Below are 17,670 nucleotides of genomic sequence, written 5' to 3' on the forward strand. Positions count from 1 at the left end.
CTGGCCTGTACCACCGCACGCCGCCACGGCGTGCGGTGTACTCCGCAACCCGCGGCTGCGCCGCGAACCGAACACTGGCATGGACAAACTGCAAATGCTCAAGAACGGCCTCGATCCGAGGATCCCGCTCACCCTCGACATGGTGGCGCCGCGCGATGCGGAGAGCGCGATTGAAATCGAACACGGTGTCGAAGTGGAGGTACGTCAATGAGCCTCCTGATGGGTATCGACCTCGGCGCCGGCAGTCTCAAGACGATGATCATCGACACGACGGGCCGGGTGCGCGGCAGCGCCTCGCTCGACGTCAAGACGTACTCCCCGAAGCCGCGCTGGAGCGAACAGAATCCCGCCGACTGGTGGTACGCCATCTGCAACACGGTGCCACGTGCGCTGGCGGAGGCCGGCGCCAAGGCGGATGAGATCGCGGCAGTCTCCTTCAGTGCCGGCGCACACACGCCCGTGCTCGAGGACGCGAGCGGCCGGGTTCTGAGACCGGCCATCCTCTGGAGCGACCAGCGCAGCGGCGCGGAAGCGGCCGAACTCGAACGCGAGCATGGGGCCCGCATCCTCGAACTCGGCCTGAACCGCGCCACACCGACCTGGACGCTGCCGCAGTTCAAGTGGCTCGCCAAGCACGAGCCGGACGTCGTCGCGGCGACGCGTCGGGTCTATGTCGCCAAGGACTGGCTGCGCTCTCGACTGACCGGGACGTGGGAGACCGACGAGACCGAGGCGGCCGGCACGCTGCTGTTCGACCCGCTGCATCACGGTTGGTCCGAGGAGCTGTGCGGCATGATCGGCTGGGACCGGGACACGTTGCCCCCCTTGGTCAGCCCGACTACGGTGGTGGGCACGGTGAGCGCACGGGCAGCGGCCGAGTGCGGTTTGGCGGCTGGCACGCCGGTGGTATGCGGCACGTCGGACACCTCTGCCGAGGTGTTCGGCGCAGGTTCGGTCGAGCCCGGTGATGGAACTGTCAAGCTCGCCACGGCCGGCACCGTCAGCATCGTCGGCCGCTCGCCGGCGGTGCACCTCACGCTGATCAATTACCCGTTCGCCATCCCGGATAGCTGGTACACGATCACAGGAACCAATAGCTGTGCATCCGCCCATCGCTGGCTGCGAGATCGATTCTTCATGGAGGACGGCCGGAGCGGCCGGGAGGCCTTCGATGACATGGAACGCATGGCAGCGAACGCGGGCGTGGGCGCCGACGGCCTGCTGTTTCACCCCTACTTGCAGGGAGAGCGCGCGCCCCACTGGGATCCGCTGCTGCGCGCGAGCTTCGTCGGCTTGACGTTCCGGCATGATCGCGGTCACCTGGTCCGCGCCCTCTACGAAGGCATCGCCTTTTCATTGCGTGAGGTGCAGGAACAGTTCACCGCACAAGGCATGACTTTCGAGTCGGCGCGAATCATTGGCGGCGGCGCTCGCAGCGCCACCTGGCGGCAGATCGTGGCCGACGTGTTGGGAGTACAGATCAGGCTGCCCGCCGTCACCGACGCATCGTTCGGCGCGGCGCTGCTCGCAGGCGTCGGGATCGGTGCCTTCGCAAGCGAAGTCGAGGCGGCACGCCGCTGTGCCCGCGTGGTCGAGGTGCTTTCACCCGACCCGGGTCGCCGCGCTATCTACGATGAGCTGTTCCAACTATACAAGCAGACGCAGGCCGCGCTCGCGCCCATCCATCACGGGCTGGCGAGGGTGGCCGAGGCGGCCGGGCCCACGAAACGCTGATGGAGAATACATCGATCCCGGTCTGATGGAAGGCGTGCACCCATCAGACCGGGATCCTTCCGATTCCAGGGGCGCATGCGAACGGCTTCGCTCCGCCAGGGCGGCCGTTGCCTGCGTCGTGGGCGACATCACTGACGGGGAGTAGCTCTGTTCGCCCTCCGCGCCAGCTGTGAAGTTAGAATACGTGGCCTTCCTTGCTCATTCGGGCTGCATCCTGAAGCCTGGATGGCGCCAGGTACTCGGAATCCTGGGAATACGGCCGAATGGGCGCGCTTGCGCGTGTCTGGCCCCGATACACGATTTCCAGCATCGAGTCATACTGTTATGACCCTTCACGGTTAAGCCATCATGACCAAGCCGCCTCCCCTGCCGGGCGCACGCCGCGCGCCCGGCAGGACGCACAGCCTCGAAGACGTAGCTCGCGTGGCGGGTGTGGCACCGATGACCGTATCGCGGGCTATCAACAAGCCCGAGACCGTTTCGCCGGCCACACGTGCGATCATTCAGGCCGCCATCGAGAAGACCGGCTACATCCCCAATCGGCTGGCTGGTGGCCTGGCCTCCAACCGGTCGCGCACGATTGGACTGATCCTGCCTCATATCGGGAATTCGTCGTTTGCCGAACGAGTGCAAGGCATGACCGAAGTGTTGGTCCCTGCCGGCTACAATCTCTTGCTCGCGCTTAGCGGCTACTCTCCTGAGGCCGAGCTGCGCCACGTCATCTCCTTTCTCGGCCAGCGGGTGGCGGGGCTTTCCTTGACGGGCGCGGTGCATGCGGAGCGGGTACACGCGCTGTTGAAGCAGGCCGGCATCCCCATCGTCGAGACGTCCACCGTCGACGCCTCGGCAATCGACATGTGCGTCGGATACTCGAACGAGAAGGCCGCCTATGCAATGGTCGAACACCTCGCCAAATGCGGCTATCGCCGCATCGGCCTCATCTCCACCCCGGCCGCCCACAACGACCGCTCGGCGGGACGCCAGTCCGGCTACAGTGCGGCGGTCCGCGCGCTGGGACTGGCCGATGACCCAAGCCTCATCACCGAGATCGATTCCAGTCTCGCCGGAGGGGCCCGAGCCTTCGTTCAGCTGATGTCCCAGTACCCGAATCTGGACGCGGTCATGTGTACGAACGACATTCTGGCCATTGGCTGCATGCTGGAGGCGCGGCGACGCTCCATCGCCGTTCCGGACGACATCGGTATCGCCGGGTTCGACGATATCGATCTTGCTCAGGAGTTCGTGCCAGGACTTACGACCGTCAAGATCCCGCGCTACGAAATCGGCGCCACCGCGGCGCGCCTGCTGCTGGAGCGCCTGGAAGACCCGAGCCGCCCGGCCCGAACTGTAGACCTTGGTTTCGAAATCGTGGCGCGTGGGTCAACGCGAAGTGCCACCGCTGCGGCCTACTGAGATCTGCGAAGTCGCCGGGTCGAGCCTCGCGGAATCAGGTCGAACCCCAGATCCAATACTGTCGCCTCGGGCGTCCGCCCGCCAATGCGGTCGAGAAGCAGTGACCCCGCTTCAGCGCCAACCTCGTACCGTCGCACGCGCACGGTGGTCAGGGCCGGAACGAACTCCTGGGCCAGGTCAATATCGCCGAAGCCAGCCACCCCGACGTCATCAGGTACCCGGATGTTACGACGCTCGGCCTCCAGGATGCAGCCGGCCGCCAGCATATCGTTGGTGCAGAAAATGGCCTCGACGTCCGGGGCGAGCGCGAGCACATTCCCGAACGCTTCGGTCCCGCCGGCCAAGCTGTTGGAGGCCTCGACGACCAGCGGCTGGGCATTGAGCGCCTCCATTGCACTCAGGTAGCCCTCCCGGCGTGATAGCTCGCGATCGTTGTCCATTGTGGACTGCGAGACCAAGGCGATGCGCCGGTAGCCACAACTGGCGAGAAACTCGACCATGGCGCGCGCAGCATCCCGATTCGAAAATCCGACTGTCATGTCGATGGCTTCGCGGCCGAGATCCGAAGTCTCGACCACCGGAATCCCGGCCTCCTTGAGCAGCTCACGCGTCTCGGGGGCGCGCGAGAAGCCGACCATCACCAGACCGGCAACACGTTGACCGAGGAAGGCTCTTACATGTTCCAGTTCTCGCGCGGAGGAATAGCCACTCAGGCCAAGCATCAGTTCGTAGTTTGCAGCGGCAAGCTTGTCAGCCAGGCCACGTACCAGCTCGGAGAATACCGAGCTCATGATGTGCGGAATGATCAGGCCGACCGAGCGGGCGCGGCTGGTCGCCAGGCTGCCGGCCAGCCGGTTCGGTACGTAGCCGGTGGCCTCGATAGCGGCCCATACCTGGGCCCGCGTCCGCTCGGACACCGTGGCCGGTGTGTTCAGCACGCGCGAGATCGTGCTCGTCGACACGCCGGCCACTTTCGCAACCTGCTCGATGCGCACGCTCCCCCCCGAGCGGCGGCGGCGCGGCTTTGCCGCGAGTATGTCTTGAGCCATTCCGGCATTCAAATGAGTTCTGCTGCCGGCATGATAGCCGATCTGCAGCACGGGAATTTCAGGCCGGGCGGCGATGACGACGAGCCTGCGTCAGGCCAGGTGGGGTTGTAGCCCGGCTCAATCTTCGATGTGCCCGACAGCTTCGTGCGCGCGCAGGATCGCTGAAGCGAGATCGGCTTCCGTGACCTTGCTCCCGAAATTGCCAATATAGGGGGACGTACGCACCGTTCGTTCGACGATACGCGGAACAACGTCCTCCAGGCGTTCGGTGCAACCCAGGTCTTGCAACGTACAGGGCAAACCGATGCGTCGATAAAAGCGAATCAGGTCCGCCACGTCCACGCCAGGCGAAGGTGCGGCGTGCAACTGCACGAGCAGGCCGACGGCGACCTGTTCGCCATGCAGGGCGGTCGCGAGAGAGGGCACCAGCGAGAAGCCGCGCAACAGCGAATGCGCAATGGAGAGGCCACCGCTCTCGAACCCCAGGCCGCTTCCCAACACGCACGCCTCGACCAGGCGCTCCAGCGCATCCGAACAGCGCTGGGCAGCCACATCGGCTAGCGCGGCCTCTGCATCGGCGCGGATGATCCAATAGCAGTTGCGCGCGATCGCCAGCGCAGTGCTGCCACCGCGGCCGCCGAAGAAATTGCGGCCGCGCGCAGCTACGGCCTCACTTGCCTCGAATCGCTTGGATATGGCGTCGCCGATTCCGGCCCGCAGGAAGCGTGCAGGGGCGCGTGCGATGATCTCGGTGTCCACCAGCACAACATCAGGGCTGGAGGACATCAGGCGCGTACCGACCAGAACGTGCTGCTCGTCATAGATGACGACAAGACGGCTGGTTGGCGCGTCGTTGGACGCGGCTGTGGGAACGACAACCATGGGACAATCCAGCGCGATACGCGCTCCCTTGGCTGTGTCGATTGTCTTGCCGCCGCCGATGCCAACGATCACGTCACAGCCCGCGCTTCGGCCTGCTTCCGCGGCAGCGGCGATCGCTGCCTCCGTACACTCTCCGGCGAAGGGCTCGATGCGGGCCGCAGCGCCAATACTGCCCAGGCCGGCCTGCAGATCGCCGTGCAGCGCACCCAGCAAGCCTTGGTCGACCAGGACCAGCGGTCGACGACCGAGCGTTTGCACGACATCGCCTAGCGCGGCGAGAAGCCCGGGACCCTGCAGGTAGCGCCCGGGCGCGCCGAAGGCCACGTGATCGTTAGCGGCCAGTGTCACATTGCTCATTGATGGGTCTCCAGTATGAGATCGGCTCCCTTTTCTCCGATCATGGTGGTAGCGGCATTGGTATTGCCTGACACCACCGTCGGCATGACCGAGGCGTCGATGACGCGCAGCTTGCGAAGGCCGTGGACCCGCAGAGCCGGATCGACCACCGCCATCCCTGCATCGGGGCCCATCGCACAAGTCCCCGATGCGTGGTATGTCGTCTTGCACGTGGCCAGCGCGTGGCGCGCAAGATCATCATCGGTAGCCAGTGACCCGCCGGGGCGGATGCGCTCCACCAGCAGCTCCGCGAGCGGGCGCGTATCCGCGAGCTGCAGCAGGATCTTCAAGCTGTCGACCATGACACGCATGTCCTCATCCGTACTCAGCACATTGGGCATGATGGCGGGAGCGGTTGCAGGCTCCGGGTCTTTGATGTGCACGCTGCCGCGGCTCGTTGGCCGGCAAGGACTGACCGTCATCAATACACCTGGGAACGCGTCTGGCGACATCTTCGGCTTGGCCGGGTCCGGATTGAAACTCATCGGTACGAAGTACAGCTGGGTGTCCGGCCTGCCGAGCTCCGGACGCGTACGCAGGAAGGCGCCCCCCTGGTTGATACTCAGGGAAAGTGGACCGCTGCGGGCGAATACGTACTGGATGCCGGCCACCACCTGCTTTGGGAAGGTATCCAACAGGTTGTTCACGGTCGGCACCGCCGCCTTCCAGGCCATACCGCACTGGGTGTGGTCTTGCAGGTTCGCGCCGACTTGGGGATTGTGGTGAACAACCGGCACCCCACGTTTGCGCAGTAGCTCACCGTCGCCGACGCCGGAGCGTTCCAGGATGGCCGGCGAGCCGATCGCGCCAGCACACAGCAGAATCTCCTTCGTCGCACGCAAACGGATGCGGCGGCCATCGCGCAGCAATTCAACCGCGTCGGCGGATCGGTCTTGGAAAGTGATGCGATCAACGAGTGTATTTGTCCAGACTTCCACATTGGCTCGCCCGCGCGCCCGCTCGAGGAAGGCCACAGCATTGCTGCTACGACGGCCATGACGGAATGCGAACTGATAGAGCCCGACTCCCTCCTGCGACTGTCCATTGAAGTCGTGATTGAGCGGGAAGCCGAGATTCACCCCCGCGTCGATCATTGCGCGGATCGTCGGATGGGCCTGACCATCGATGCTGGAGATCGACAAGGGTCCACCAGTGCCGTGCAGCGGCCCGGAACCGAGGTCGTTGTCCTCCGATCTTCGGAAATAGGGCAATACGGAAGCGAAATCCCAGCCCGAATTTCCTAGCGCCCCCCAGCCATCGAAATCCTCCCGCTGGCCACGGATGTAAACCATGGCGTTGATCGAACTTGAACCGCCAAGGATCTTCCCGCGCGGCCAGAAATCTGACCGACCGCCCAGACGCGGGTCGGGCTCCGTCTCGTAGCACCAGTTGAGGCTAGGGTCGTTGAACAGCTTCCCATACCCGAGCGGCATGCGTACAAAGAGCCGATCATGCTCCCCGCCGGCCTCCAGCACGATCACCTTCCAGCGGCCATTCGCACTCAAGCGATCGGCAAGCACGCAGCCGGCCGACCCCGCACCAATGATGATGAAATCGCAGTGGGCATCCAGAAGCTCGCCGTTTTCAGTTGCCATAGCGCAGATAGACCGAATGTTCGGTGGTGTAGAAGGCGCTTGCCGAACGCCCAACAGAGCCAGCACCTACGCCGGAGTCCTTGACACCGATGAAGGGCATATTGGGATCCGTAGCGGTCTGGTGGTTGATGTGCAGCATGCCTGCCTCGCACTCGTCCACGAAACGTTGAATCACGCGGTTGTCGTTCGAGAACAGCGAAGCGGCCAGCCCGTAGTCGACATCGTTTGCCATGGAGAGCGCTTCATCGACCGAATCAAACGCGAGCAGCGAGAGCACCGGACCAAAGATCTCCTCCCGTGCCGCACGCATCTGCGGCGAGACGCCCAGCAGGGTCGGCCGGACAAACAGACCATCGCCCGGGGAAGGATGCATGGCCCCGCCCGCAAGGAGCCTGGCTCCCGCATTGCACGCGGATTCGATCATCTCCTTGACCTTGCGATGCTGGGCCTCGTTCGCCACGGGTCCCATGCGCGTGGTTGCCGCCATGCCCGGGCCGACCTTCACGGCGCCCATGCGCGCGGCAAGCCCATCCTCGACCTTGGCCACCAGGTTGCGCTGTACCAGAACCCGGCTCACTGCCGTGCAGCGCTGGCCAGCATTGGCCAGGGCACCGGCCAGCACCTCGTCCAGGCAGCGATCCATGTCGTCGACATCAACGAGGACGACGGCGTTCTTGCCACCGAGTTCAAGCGAGACTTCGGCGAGATTTCTCGCCGCGGCTTCCGCGATCTTGCGTCCGGTAGGTACGGAACCGGTGAAGGTAATGCCCTTGACACGCCGATCCGAAACGAGCGCCTGCGCCGTCTCCGCATGCCCGAGCACGACATTAAGCAGGCCGGCAGGCAGGATGCCTTCCGCGGCCTCGGCAATCTTGCACGCCGTCGCGGGAGTGAACTCGGATGGCTTGAGGACGATGCCATTGCCATACACCAGCGCCGGAACGATCTTCCGCATGGGTGTCAGGAACGGATAGTTCCAGGGCGTGATCGCAGCGATCACGCCGCGCGGGCGCCGCAGTACCAGATTGCGCATGGCCGGTCGCCGCGATGGCATGACCTCGCCAATCGGGCGGGCACATTCGGCCGCCATATGGCGTGCCTCGAGCATCGACCATTCGATCTCACCCCGCGCCTCGGCGAGGGGCTTGCCCATCTCCAGCGTAATGGCCTCAGCGATCTCGGCAAGGCTGGATTCCAGCCGTGCCAGGAAGGCCTCGACGCGGACCTGGCGCTCCAGGCCCGGCACCCGCGCCCATTCCCGCTGAGCCGATTGTGCCGACGACACGGCGTCAGCCACGTCTACCGCGCCGGCGGAGCGGTAGACGCCAACCACCTCACCGGGGGCCGCTGGATTGATCGTCTGGAAGACGTGCGCCTGCGCCGCGCGCTGCGATCCAGCCACGATCGACGAGTATTCGTACTTGCCTGCCATGGCCAGCCTCCTCAGCGTTGCGTGGGTGCTTGCAGGTTGGCGAGAGCCTCGGGCATCCACGAGACCGCCTTGCGGTTGGCACGGAAGAAGCAGCGCCCATAACGTGCGAGCGCAGACTCGTCGATCTCAAAACCCAGGCCTGGTTCCGTAGGCGCCGCGAGCTTGCCGCGTTCGTGGAGCCACGGCTTCATGAGCACAGCATCGCGGGCTTCAGGCGTCCAGCCCGGCGGGTTCAGCGGATACTCGAACTCGACCTCGCCGGCAAAACCACTCGCCAGCATCACGTTCAGATTGACCGCGAAGCCAATGCCGTTGCTCCAGGTGTGCGTGGTGAACTTCGCACCGGCAGCGCGCGCCAGCCGAGCGATGGCCAACGTCTGCTCGATACCACCGGTCCACATCGCATCCGGCTGGTAGATGTGGTAGCACTTCTTTTCGATCATCGCGCGCAGCTCGACCAGCCCGCCGGTATGCAGTTCGCCGCCGGAGACGGGCACGCGCGAGTACGCGGTCAGCTCAGCCATCTGGTCGTGCCACTCCATGAACAGCGGCTCCTCCACCCATGCGAGCCCGGCCTCGGCCGCCGCGTCGCAGAATCGTTTTGCGCGCGCCAGGTCCCATTTGGGCCCGGGACCGGCGCCCGTGTACCAAAAGGCCTGATTGCAGTCCACCGCGAACTTCATCTTGCCTTCCAGGGCAGCGGCTGGCTCCTGGATATGCCGGATATCGACTGCCTCATCGAAGTCGTGGACGCGCATCTTCATCAAGCGGAAGCCTTCCTCGTAGCGAGCGTGCGCTTCCTCGATGCGCTCGGCCGGCTCCTTGACCTCGCCAGCCGATGCGTACAGCGTCAACGTCTGCGCCTTGCCTCCAAGCAGTTCGTAGACGGGCTTGCCGGCAAGCTTGCCGCGGATGTCCCAGAAGGCCGGCTCGATCCAGAAGTTGCGAAAGCCTCCGTACGCCGGAATTCGGAGCATCTCCATGAGGTGCTCCTGGTCGTGAATGTCTTTCCCGAGCAGCAGCGATGCCAGTGCATCGCCCATGCCGGCGCGCTCGCGCGACGTCGCCGAGAACGCACTGAAGCCTTCGACACCGTCATCGGTGCGCAGGCGCACCAGGTAGAAGTTGGTCGTCGAACGCGTCCCCTTGACCACCCACGATGGGGAAAAGGGAGCCGGCAACGGCGACTGCACGAGGTACAGCTCAATCGAATCAATCACAGACATGAGAAATCTCCTTCCAGGTTCTATTTGGTCGCCTGATGGCAACCGTTCCAACAGCGTTTTAAATCCCGAATTGAAGTCATTTGCGTGCGTTCATATTCCGCCTGTTCGAGAACGCTCGAAGCACGCGGCGCACTAGAGGCTGGACACCGTGTTCAGAGCGTCTTGCCGACCCAGATGTGCGGTTTCGCGCGGGACAGCAAGAGGCTCCACCCTGCTCAAAAGGAAGACGTAGTTAAAAATGCCAATCCCAACGAGCACGGCTGAAAACACCAAGGCCAGTCCGAATGACCCGGTCGCACTGACGATGGCGCCGGTAACGATCGGACCAAGGGCCCCACCCAAATTGGCCACGGTGTTCTGGACGCCCGCGACCGTCGAAGCCGTGTTGGCCGGTGCGACATCTGCGGGCAAGGCCCACAATTGGCAGGCAGCGATGCCGAGTCCGGTTTTCGTGATGCCGAGCAATACCACTGCCATGACCGCCGAGTCGGCGAGTGGCGCCAGACCGATGCTTGCTGCCAGCACAAGACCGACGACAAGCCCGAGCTTCCTTGTGGCGGTCAGAGACAAAATACGGGACTCGTATAAGCGATCGAGTATCCGCGCGGAAGCAAATTCAAATACCAACGCCACGGCCAGGGTCAGCGAGGTCATCCAACCCATTTCCGTGAAACTCATGCCGCGCTCTTTCACAAGATACGTGGGCATCCAGGTGATAAAGAAGTAGGCGTTATAGTTGATAATGAAATGGCCGATGCACATGGCCCAGATATTGCGATAGGCCAGCAGGCGATACCATTTCATCCCGGCATTGGCCGTTGATTCCGGTGATGGCAAGCCCCCTTGAATGTGCTGAAGCTCCGCGGCATTCACGCGCGGATGGTTCGCCGGCGAATCCCTGGCAACGATAGTCCAGGCCAGGAACCAGATGATCCCCAATCCTCCGGCTGCGACAAAAGTCATCTTCCAGCTGAACGAAACCAGAACCCAGGCGACCAGCGGAATCGCCATGGTGCCGCCGACTTTCAGTCCACAGTCGAAGATCGCCGCGACGGTACCCCGCTCATTCTGAGGGAACCACCGGGACATCACGCCCGCGTTGCTCGGGTAAGTCCCTGCCTCGCCTATTCCCAGGGCGACCCGGAGTGCGATCAATGACTTGAATCCCGTCGCAAACCCGGTCATCGCCGTGGCCAGTGACCACGACAGCACCGAGATACCCAGCAGCTTTTTCGGCCCCAGGCGGTCCGCGATAATCCCGGACGGCAATTGAAGAAAGGCGTAGGAGAAGAAGAATGCAGACATGATGAAGCCCATCTGCACCGAACTCAGATCGAATTCTTTTTGCAACTGCGGCGCCACCACTGACAAGACCGCACGGTCGAGATAGTTGATGGCGATAGCTATCCCCATCAGCGCTGCAACCTGCCAGCGTATATTGGATCGCCTGCCTGACGGAAGGGGGTATTGCATCCACGGTCTCCTATTATTCAAGGCGTTAGGTTTTCGCCTTTGTTGTCTTGATTCATTCGGCCGTTGCGCTATCTGCATTCAATGTCGGCGGATGCTGGTAATACCAGACCCAAGGCGCCCACCACTAACAGCGGCAAACTGCCTTATCCCGCCTCGTGGATAACTGCAACGCTGCCCCTCCCGCGACCAGCACCGTACGAATGCACCTTGTGCCCGGCGCATTGAGACGCTCACACCATCGCCCGTGCGCAGACACGGAAGAAATGGGAAGTCATCGTCCACACCTCCGACCACCGATGGCGATGGCGATGGCAAGCGCGCCCAGGGTGCGGTAACGATGACGCCAAGTAGAAATCCGCTGTCCTGCAGTATTGATACAGCCACAACTCGATGATAGCGTTTGCATTTTAGCGTAAATTATGACCAAAAGAACATCAAACGATGATTCGCTAGCCGCCGGTTATCCCCCTATTTTCTGCCAAACCCTGGAAGCTAACTTGGCTCATCTCATGGCACGGATGAATGGTAGCGTACGTCATTTTTTAGCGCAAACTAGGGGTTACCATTACGCAGCATTGGTTCCAGATGCCTCGTCGCAAAGCAGAGCGGGACGTCAATCGCAAACGAAGCAAGCGACACGCTGAACGCATCCCCGCCCCGGTCTGTCCCGCGCCGCTGTCCCGCAGCCGGCGCGGGAACTGGGCAAGGCGCTGCGGGCCGCGCCGCCTCGGCGCAGTGCCGCCTACTGGTCGAGGTCGACGAACACCTTGTTGGATCCGGCCTTGTACAGGCGCTTGCGCTGCCGCGGATAATCGCAGACATCGTATTCGCCGCGGTCGCCGGCGACGAGGTAGACCAGCGGCTCGGCGCCGGCATTGCGCATCGCATGGGCCGCCCCATTGCGCGGGAACCCCATGAAATCCCCGGGATTGACCGTATAGGCCTTGCCGTCGATGACCGCCTCCCCGCTGCCGGAGAGAATGTAGACACACTCCTCGGCATGGAGATGCCGGTGGTACTCGGTCGACTCCCGGCCCGGCATCAAGGTCATCAGGTGGAAGCCGAACTGCGTCAGGCCGGCCATGTCTCCCAGCGACTTCTTCAGGCGCACGGCGTTCGCGTTCAGGGGATGAACCGAACAGTCCGGTTCCATCGCGCCGATCTCAGCGGCGGTCAACAGTTCGCGGGGCTGGTGCATGGTCTATCTCGTCCGGATCGGGCACGCCGAGGGGGTGGCGGGCATGCCCGCGATTGTAGCCAAGCCATGAAAGAAAGGCCGCTTGAGGCGACCCTTTTCCTTGTTGCGGCGATCCGTCCGACCGGCGGCGGATGCTCCCGCTCCGGCCTCAGCCGTTGATGCCCTGCGACTCCAGGTACTCGCATCTGCAAGTCAGCGACTTGTCTCGCAAGTTGGACTGATTCAGCGGTTATACGGCGCGAGGCAGCCTGACCCTGCAAGGGGGATAGTTTATGCAACCCCAAAACGGTCCGGCCTTGCCTTCCCGCTCAACCATCTTGACTCCACAGGCGGCGCATGTAGGCGTTCGGTAGTCGCCCTTAAACGCCTGCGCCAGCAGCGTCGCTTGCTTGTACTGGTCCAGTGCGCGAATCCTGTCGACAATGGCCGCCCCGTCAAGCAATTGAATGCCGGCCCGCTCCGCCGATTCCTGCACAGGTCGTCCGACATAGCCAGACAGTGACCAGAAGACGCCCCTACGTACCTTGCATTCATACATAACGCCGGCCAGCGCCCGCACCTGCTCCACCTTCACAGGCTTGCCCCAAGCTTTGCACTGGACGACAGCCACAGGGACATCTAGCCCCGCCTTGTACAGAGTGGCGTCAATCCCGCCGTCCGGGCCGTGAGGGACAGTCGCCACCCTAAATCCCATCGCCTCGTAATACCCCACGCAGAGCAGTTCGAACCGCTTCCACTCTAAGAGCTTGAGCGCGTCCAGCGTCCAGCTATTGATCTCAGGCTTCCCGATTTCCGTTGCCTTCGGTGCCGGTCTACTGACTACCTTTGATTCGATAGGCATACCGGCTTGTCTCGGAACATCCGATGGGCTTGGACTCGGTTGCGACTTGGACCGGCTGACGCCGGGCCGTTGTGTCCGTGGCTTGGGTTGTTGCTGCTTGTCACCCCCTCCCCGCTGTCGTCGCTCACGGATGTATGACAGCACGGCAAGGAAGCCGAACATCGCCGTTGGAACCCATGCCATCGACCGACTCATCATGGCAATTCCAGTCAGAAATGAATTCGATGCGAATGCAGCGGGCAACAGACCACGGAACACTATGTAGGCTCCCACCGCCAGGGCAGCCGATACCCACCACGGCGCGTCCAGCAACGCTTCGCTTAGCGACGGCTCCTTTTTCCTTCGACCCATTATCCCCATCCTTTCTGGTCCGCGACGCTCCCGCGAACCGTAGCTCGCGCCACCTGCAAATCTATCCGACAAGGTCGCGCACTGCATTGCTTGAACCCAACACCCCACCTCTAGCGGGTTGCCGCTAGAGCAATGTACCAGCTTGATACCATCACCTGCCTTGCAATTGGTCAATAGAGACTAACAGATGAAGATTCTTCTTGAAGACGCATTCATTGACCTCGACCGCGCAGAGAATCACGCCAAGGCCCTAAAAAATGAGAGCTTGGGCATCCATGATTATGAGGAACACTTCGATCAGTTCATTCGGTACGTCAACAGCGCCTGGGAGAAAGCGGTCTATGAGCTTCATCACCAATTTGAAGACGAATTCCAAAATGATGCCCACCTTATGGCGTCAAGGAGGGACAGAAGAAAAGACCCGCTCATCCGCTACATCAAAGTCGCTCGTGACCAACTGTCTCATAGGCAAGGGGTACTGTGGCACTCGGGGCATGGACCGAAGCCAGATGGCGCTGGAGTGACAATTCAGCGGGGAGCAAGCTACATAGTTCGCGACCGAACCCGCTATGCGGCAGCGGTCTTGCCGACCCTCTCCCTGAATTTCACTGATGCTGTTACGGCTCTGGTTCCCATAAAGGAGCGGATCGGCAGTAAGGACAACCGGACAACGTATGCAATAGTGCCCGTACCTATGTCTCACAATGGCCTTCAACTTGAGAGGAACGACCCAACCACTTGCGCGATTCAAGCCCTACATTACTATGGGCAGATGCTCTCTTGCTGGCTCGACCACTATCGCAGTCAATGAGTGCCGGTACCGGCGGCCAATTCTGTTCGGCAATCGGTTGCTTCTGAAGTTGTATGTATTCAGGGAAAACGGAGAAAACCGCTCTACTACGCGGATTTCCCGGTAGCGGAACAAAAAAAGGCTGCCCGAAGGCAGCTCCGATCAATTATGAATGAGGTGGTCGGAACTGGCAATCAGCCGTTGATGCCCTGCGACTCCAGGTACTCGTCATACGTACCCAGGTAGTCGGTCAGCGTGCCATCGATGCGCACTTCGATGACGCGCATGGTCAGGCCGCTAAGGAATTCGTGGTCGTGCACGATGAACCCCATCTCAGATATCCCGAGCGCCAGTACCTTCCCCTTCATAAAAATCATCTCACTCCATAAAAAATCCTACTCCATCCCGAGCCCAGCAAAACCTATTTATTATTGACACCAAAGTGCTTGAAATTCTCCGCGGAAAGCCTAGTGATGCGCACCAACTTTCGACTCAAAAGATCCTTCCTTATAGCCACCACAAACTCACCGAGCGCTATCTCACTATCAGCGCCGCTTGACTTGTCGTGTACACTACCAAGAAAAACATAACCTCTTTTTATTACCTCATCCGGGCAATATAACCACGCGGTGTTAAGCTGATTCAGAAACTCCAGTGCCTCAGCGCATCAGAATTTTCTACCCCCTGGTAGAATCCTCGCAACGAACGCAATAATTCCTTGTAGTTTGCCTCTTTTCTCTGATACTGATCTGCAAGGCGCTTACGCCACTCGTTGACGAACCATGCCACGACGGCCCCCGATAGAGGAACGGCAAATCTCCAAAAATCAATGGAAGACAGGATTGCAACAACAGCCGAGCTCACGATCTATTTTCCATCAGCGCTTACGTTGAAATCGAATGACGGGAAATTATGCGCCGCAGAACTCATATTTCGCAAGCTTCCGCCACCGTTAATGGTGCGCGAAGATTTTTCCAATCAGAGAGTCTACGGCACCTGAAAACTCCGCACCATTCCCAGGAAAAATCATCATCCCTCATAAAACTTATGGCAGCGCTACTCCACCTCTACGAGAAACACTATTGAGAAAAGATCAAACGTTCCACAATCGTCCCTCATAGAATTGTCTCGCTATCCGCCTCTCACGGAGAGCAGTCACTTTAGCACGCGCTCGAACGGTGACTGTCGTGCAAGCAGGCTTGCAAACGCCCGTAGGCAGTCCTGGTGTATTCCCCCCTTCCTTGTTGCTGCTCGGCCAATCTTGGAAAGAAATGTCGCACCCAAGATATCGTGGAACGCTGCATGCCCGGTATGTGCCCATCCGGGATCCCACGCGCCCTCGCTATGCTCCATGGAGACGAAGACACATGACATCCGGACCAACACCAACAGTCCAAAATTTGTCCAAAATGGGACAGCCTGGGTACAAATTGGGCACATCAGGATTGGGGGAACTCCCGATCACCTGAAGGCTCGGCAACAAAAAAGGCCGCGCAATGGCGGCCCTTTATTGACAGACTAAACAGAGATCAGCCGTCGATCCCCTGCGACTCCAGGTACTCGTCATACGTACCCAGGTAGTCGGTCAGCGTGCCGTCGGTGCGTACTTCGATGACGCGCGTGGCCAGGCCGGAGACGAACTCGCGGTCGTGGGAGACGAAGATCAGCGTGCCCTGGTACTTGTCCAGCGCAATCTGCATCGACTCGATCGATTCCATGTCCATGTGGTTGGTCGGCTCGTCCAGCGCCAGCACATTGTGGCGGCCCAGCATCAGCTTGCCCCAGATCATGCGTCCCTTCTCGCCACCGGACAGGACCTTGACGTTCTTCTTGATGTCGTCGGCCGAGAACAACAGTCGGCCAAGCGTGCCGCGCAGCGAGGTTTCGTCATCGCCGGCCTGGGTCCACTGGCTCATCCAGTCCATCACGTCGCGGTCAGCGGGGAATTCCTCGTAGGTGTCCTGCGGCATGTAGCCCACGTTGGCGTTCTCGGCCCACTTGATCGCGCCGCGGTCAACCTCGACGCCGCGCTGCACGCCGGTCTGAACGGCGCCGTTCAGCAGGCTGCGCAGCAGCGTGGTCTTGCCTGCGCCGTTCTCGCCGATGATGGCCACGCGCTCGCCGGCCTGGATCGCCATCGACAGGTTGTTGATGATCTTGCGGTCGTAAGTCTTGGTGACGCCTTCCGCCTCTACGGCCAGGTTGTGCAGCTTCTTCTCGAACTCGAAGCGGATGTACGGGTTCTGGCGCGACGACGGCTTGATGTCCTCGACCTTGATCTTCTCGATCTGCTTGGCACGCGAGGTCGCCTGGCGGGCCTTGGATTTGTTGGCCGAGAAGCGGCGCACGAAGTCCTGCAGTTCGCTGATGCGCTCCTTGGCACGCGCGTTGGCGGCCATCTGGCGCTCGCGGGCCTGCATCGACGCTTCCATGTAGTCGTCGTAGTTGCCCGGGTAGACCTTGAGCGTGCCGTAGTCCATGTCGGCCATGTGGGTGCAGACCGAATTCAGGAAGTGGCGATCGTGGGAGATGATGATCATGGTGGAGTTGCGCTCATTGAGCACGGTCTCCAGCCAGCGGATCGTGTTGATGTCCAGGTTGTTGGTCGGTTCGTCGAGCAGCAGCACGTCCGGGTTCGAGAACAGCGCCTGCGCCAGCAGCACGCGCAGCTTCCAGCCCGGCGCGACCCCGCTCATCGAGCCCTGGTGCTGCTCGGTCGGGATGCCCACGCCCAGCAGCAGCTCGCCCGCGCGCGCCTCGGCGGTGTAGCCGTCGTACTCGGCGTACTTGGACTCCAGCTCGGCGGCCTTCATATAGTCTTCGTCAGTCGCTTCCGGATTGGCGTAGATGGCATCGCGCTCCTGCGCGGCCGCCCACATCTCGGTGTGGCCCATCATCACCACGTCCAGCACGCGCATGTCTTCATAGGCGAACTGGTCCTGGCGCAGCTTGCCCAGGCGGATGCCGGGCTCGAGCATGACATTGCCCGAGCTGGGCTCGAGATCGCTGCCCAGGATCTTCATGAAGGTGGACTTGCCGCAACCGTTCGCGCCGATCAGGCCGTATCGGTTGCCTTCGCCGAACTTGACCGAGATATTCTCGAACAATGGCTTGGGGCCGAACTGCATGGTGATGTTTGCGGTAGAAAGCACGTCTGGAACCTTGTAGGGAGAGATGGCGCGCGGCGCCTGGTTTGCCTTGCCGGTCCGGCTGGCTGCCGCATGGCACGCGCTGCCGGTGGCCGCATCTGCCGGATGGGCCGGTTTAGCAACCTGGCCCGGCGGATGCCG

Annotated in this window: 15 protein-coding genes; 4 read left to right on the forward strand and 11 right to left on the reverse strand. The window is 61.7% G+C overall.

All coding sequences use genetic code 11. The annotated features are described in order from the left end of the window. Window positions 1-79 precede the first annotated feature (79 nt). The 3 genes from AC1Z3O_RS10015 (at window position 80) to AC1Z3O_RS10025 (ending at window position 3,147) form a co-directional block, all read left to right on the forward strand. Window positions 80-211, forward strand: a complete 132-nt coding sequence (locus AC1Z3O_RS10015) for a hypothetical protein (protein ID WP_483515572.1) — start codon at window positions 80-82, stop codon at window positions 209-211. Further along, window positions 208-1,734 carry a xylulokinase gene (gene xylB, locus AC1Z3O_RS10020; protein ID WP_483515573.1) on the forward strand — a complete coding sequence of 509 codons (1,527 nt, stop codon included), beginning with the start codon at window positions 208-210 and terminating at the stop codon, window positions 1,732-1,734. The genes AC1Z3O_RS10015 and xylB overlap by 4 nt, the downstream gene beginning before the upstream one ends. 348 nt (window positions 1,735-2,082) lie before the next feature. Further along, on the forward strand, window positions 2,083-3,147 hold the full coding sequence (locus AC1Z3O_RS10025; protein WP_483515574.1) for a LacI family DNA-binding transcriptional regulator: 1,065 nt from the start codon (window positions 2,083-2,085) through the stop codon (window positions 3,145-3,147). On the opposite strand, the gene AC1Z3O_RS10030 is transcribed toward AC1Z3O_RS10025, so the two are convergent. The 8 genes from AC1Z3O_RS10030 to AC1Z3O_RS10065 all read right to left on the reverse strand — a co-directional run bounded on the left by AC1Z3O_RS10030 (window position 3,141) and on the right by AC1Z3O_RS10065 (window position 13,239). Further along, window positions 3,141-4,247: a LacI family DNA-binding transcriptional regulator gene (locus AC1Z3O_RS10030; RefSeq protein ID WP_483515575.1), complete on the reverse strand. Its 1,107-nt coding sequence runs from the start codon at window positions 4,245-4,247 to the stop codon at window positions 3,141-3,143. The two genes, AC1Z3O_RS10025 and AC1Z3O_RS10030, sit on opposite strands and share 7 nt — an antisense overlap. A gap of 66 nt (window positions 4,248-4,313) precedes the next feature. Then, a complete protein-coding gene (locus AC1Z3O_RS10035) occupies window positions 4,314-5,435 on the reverse strand; it encodes a glycerol dehydrogenase (RefSeq protein WP_483515576.1) in 1,122 nt (373 codons plus the stop codon). Further along, window positions 5,432-7,069, reverse strand: a complete 1,638-nt coding sequence (locus AC1Z3O_RS10040) for a GMC family oxidoreductase (protein WP_483515577.1) — start codon at window positions 7,067-7,069, stop codon at window positions 5,432-5,434. Before AC1Z3O_RS10040 ends, AC1Z3O_RS10035 begins: the two co-directional genes overlap by 4 nt. Next, window positions 7,059-8,501, reverse strand: coding sequence for an aldehyde dehydrogenase family protein (locus AC1Z3O_RS10045; RefSeq protein WP_483515578.1), 1,443 nt, complete (start codon window positions 8,499-8,501; stop codon window positions 7,059-7,061). The genes AC1Z3O_RS10040 and AC1Z3O_RS10045 overlap by 11 nt, the downstream gene beginning before the upstream one ends. Window positions 8,502-8,512: 11 nt before the next feature. Further along, a complete protein-coding gene (locus AC1Z3O_RS10050; protein ID WP_483515579.1) occupies window positions 8,513-9,778 on the reverse strand; it encodes a mandelate racemase/muconate lactonizing enzyme family protein in 1,266 nt (421 codons plus the stop codon). A gap of 81 nt (window positions 9,779-9,859) precedes the next feature. Further along, on the reverse strand, window positions 9,860-11,200 hold the full coding sequence (locus AC1Z3O_RS10055; protein ID WP_483515580.1) for an MFS transporter: 1,341 nt from the start codon (window positions 11,198-11,200) through the stop codon (window positions 9,860-9,862). 742 nt (window positions 11,201-11,942) lie between these two features. Continuing rightward, complete coding sequence (locus AC1Z3O_RS10060; protein WP_483515581.1) at window positions 11,943-12,398, reverse strand: cupin domain-containing protein; 456 nt, start codon at window positions 12,396-12,398, stop codon at window positions 11,943-11,945. A gap of 229 nt (window positions 12,399-12,627) precedes the next feature. Beyond that, complete coding sequence (locus tag AC1Z3O_RS10065) at window positions 12,628-13,239, reverse strand: restriction endonuclease (RefSeq protein ID WP_483515582.1); 612 nt, start codon at window positions 13,237-13,239, stop codon at window positions 12,628-12,630. 538 nt (window positions 13,240-13,777) lie between these two features. On the opposite strand from AC1Z3O_RS10065, the gene AC1Z3O_RS10070 reads away from it, so the two are divergent. Then, entirely contained in the window at window positions 13,778-14,401 is a 624-nt protein-coding gene (locus AC1Z3O_RS10070; protein WP_483515583.1) for a hypothetical protein, read from the forward strand. A gap of 173 nt (window positions 14,402-14,574) precedes the next feature. On the opposite strand, the gene AC1Z3O_RS10075 is transcribed toward AC1Z3O_RS10070, so the two are convergent. The 3 genes from AC1Z3O_RS10075 to AC1Z3O_RS10085 all read right to left on the reverse strand — a co-directional run bounded on the left by AC1Z3O_RS10075 (window position 14,575) and on the right by AC1Z3O_RS10085 (window position 17,532). Beyond that, complete coding sequence (locus tag AC1Z3O_RS10075; RefSeq protein WP_483517671.1) at window positions 14,575-14,748, reverse strand: hypothetical protein; 174 nt, start codon at window positions 14,746-14,748, stop codon at window positions 14,575-14,577. Between the two features lie 274 nt (window positions 14,749-15,022). After that, window positions 15,023-15,244 carry a hypothetical protein gene (locus tag AC1Z3O_RS10080; RefSeq protein ID WP_483515584.1) on the reverse strand — a complete coding sequence of 74 codons (222 nt, stop codon included), beginning with the start codon at window positions 15,242-15,244 and terminating at the stop codon, window positions 15,023-15,025. Window positions 15,245-15,909: 665 nt separating this feature from the next. Further along, window positions 15,910-17,532 carry an ABC-F family ATPase gene (locus tag AC1Z3O_RS10085; RefSeq protein ID WP_483515585.1) on the reverse strand — a complete coding sequence of 541 codons (1,623 nt, stop codon included), beginning with the start codon at window positions 17,530-17,532 and terminating at the stop codon, window positions 15,910-15,912. Window positions 17,533-17,670 lie beyond the last annotated feature (138 nt).

It is taken from the genome of Cupriavidus sp. 09_S30, assembly GCF_056930435.1.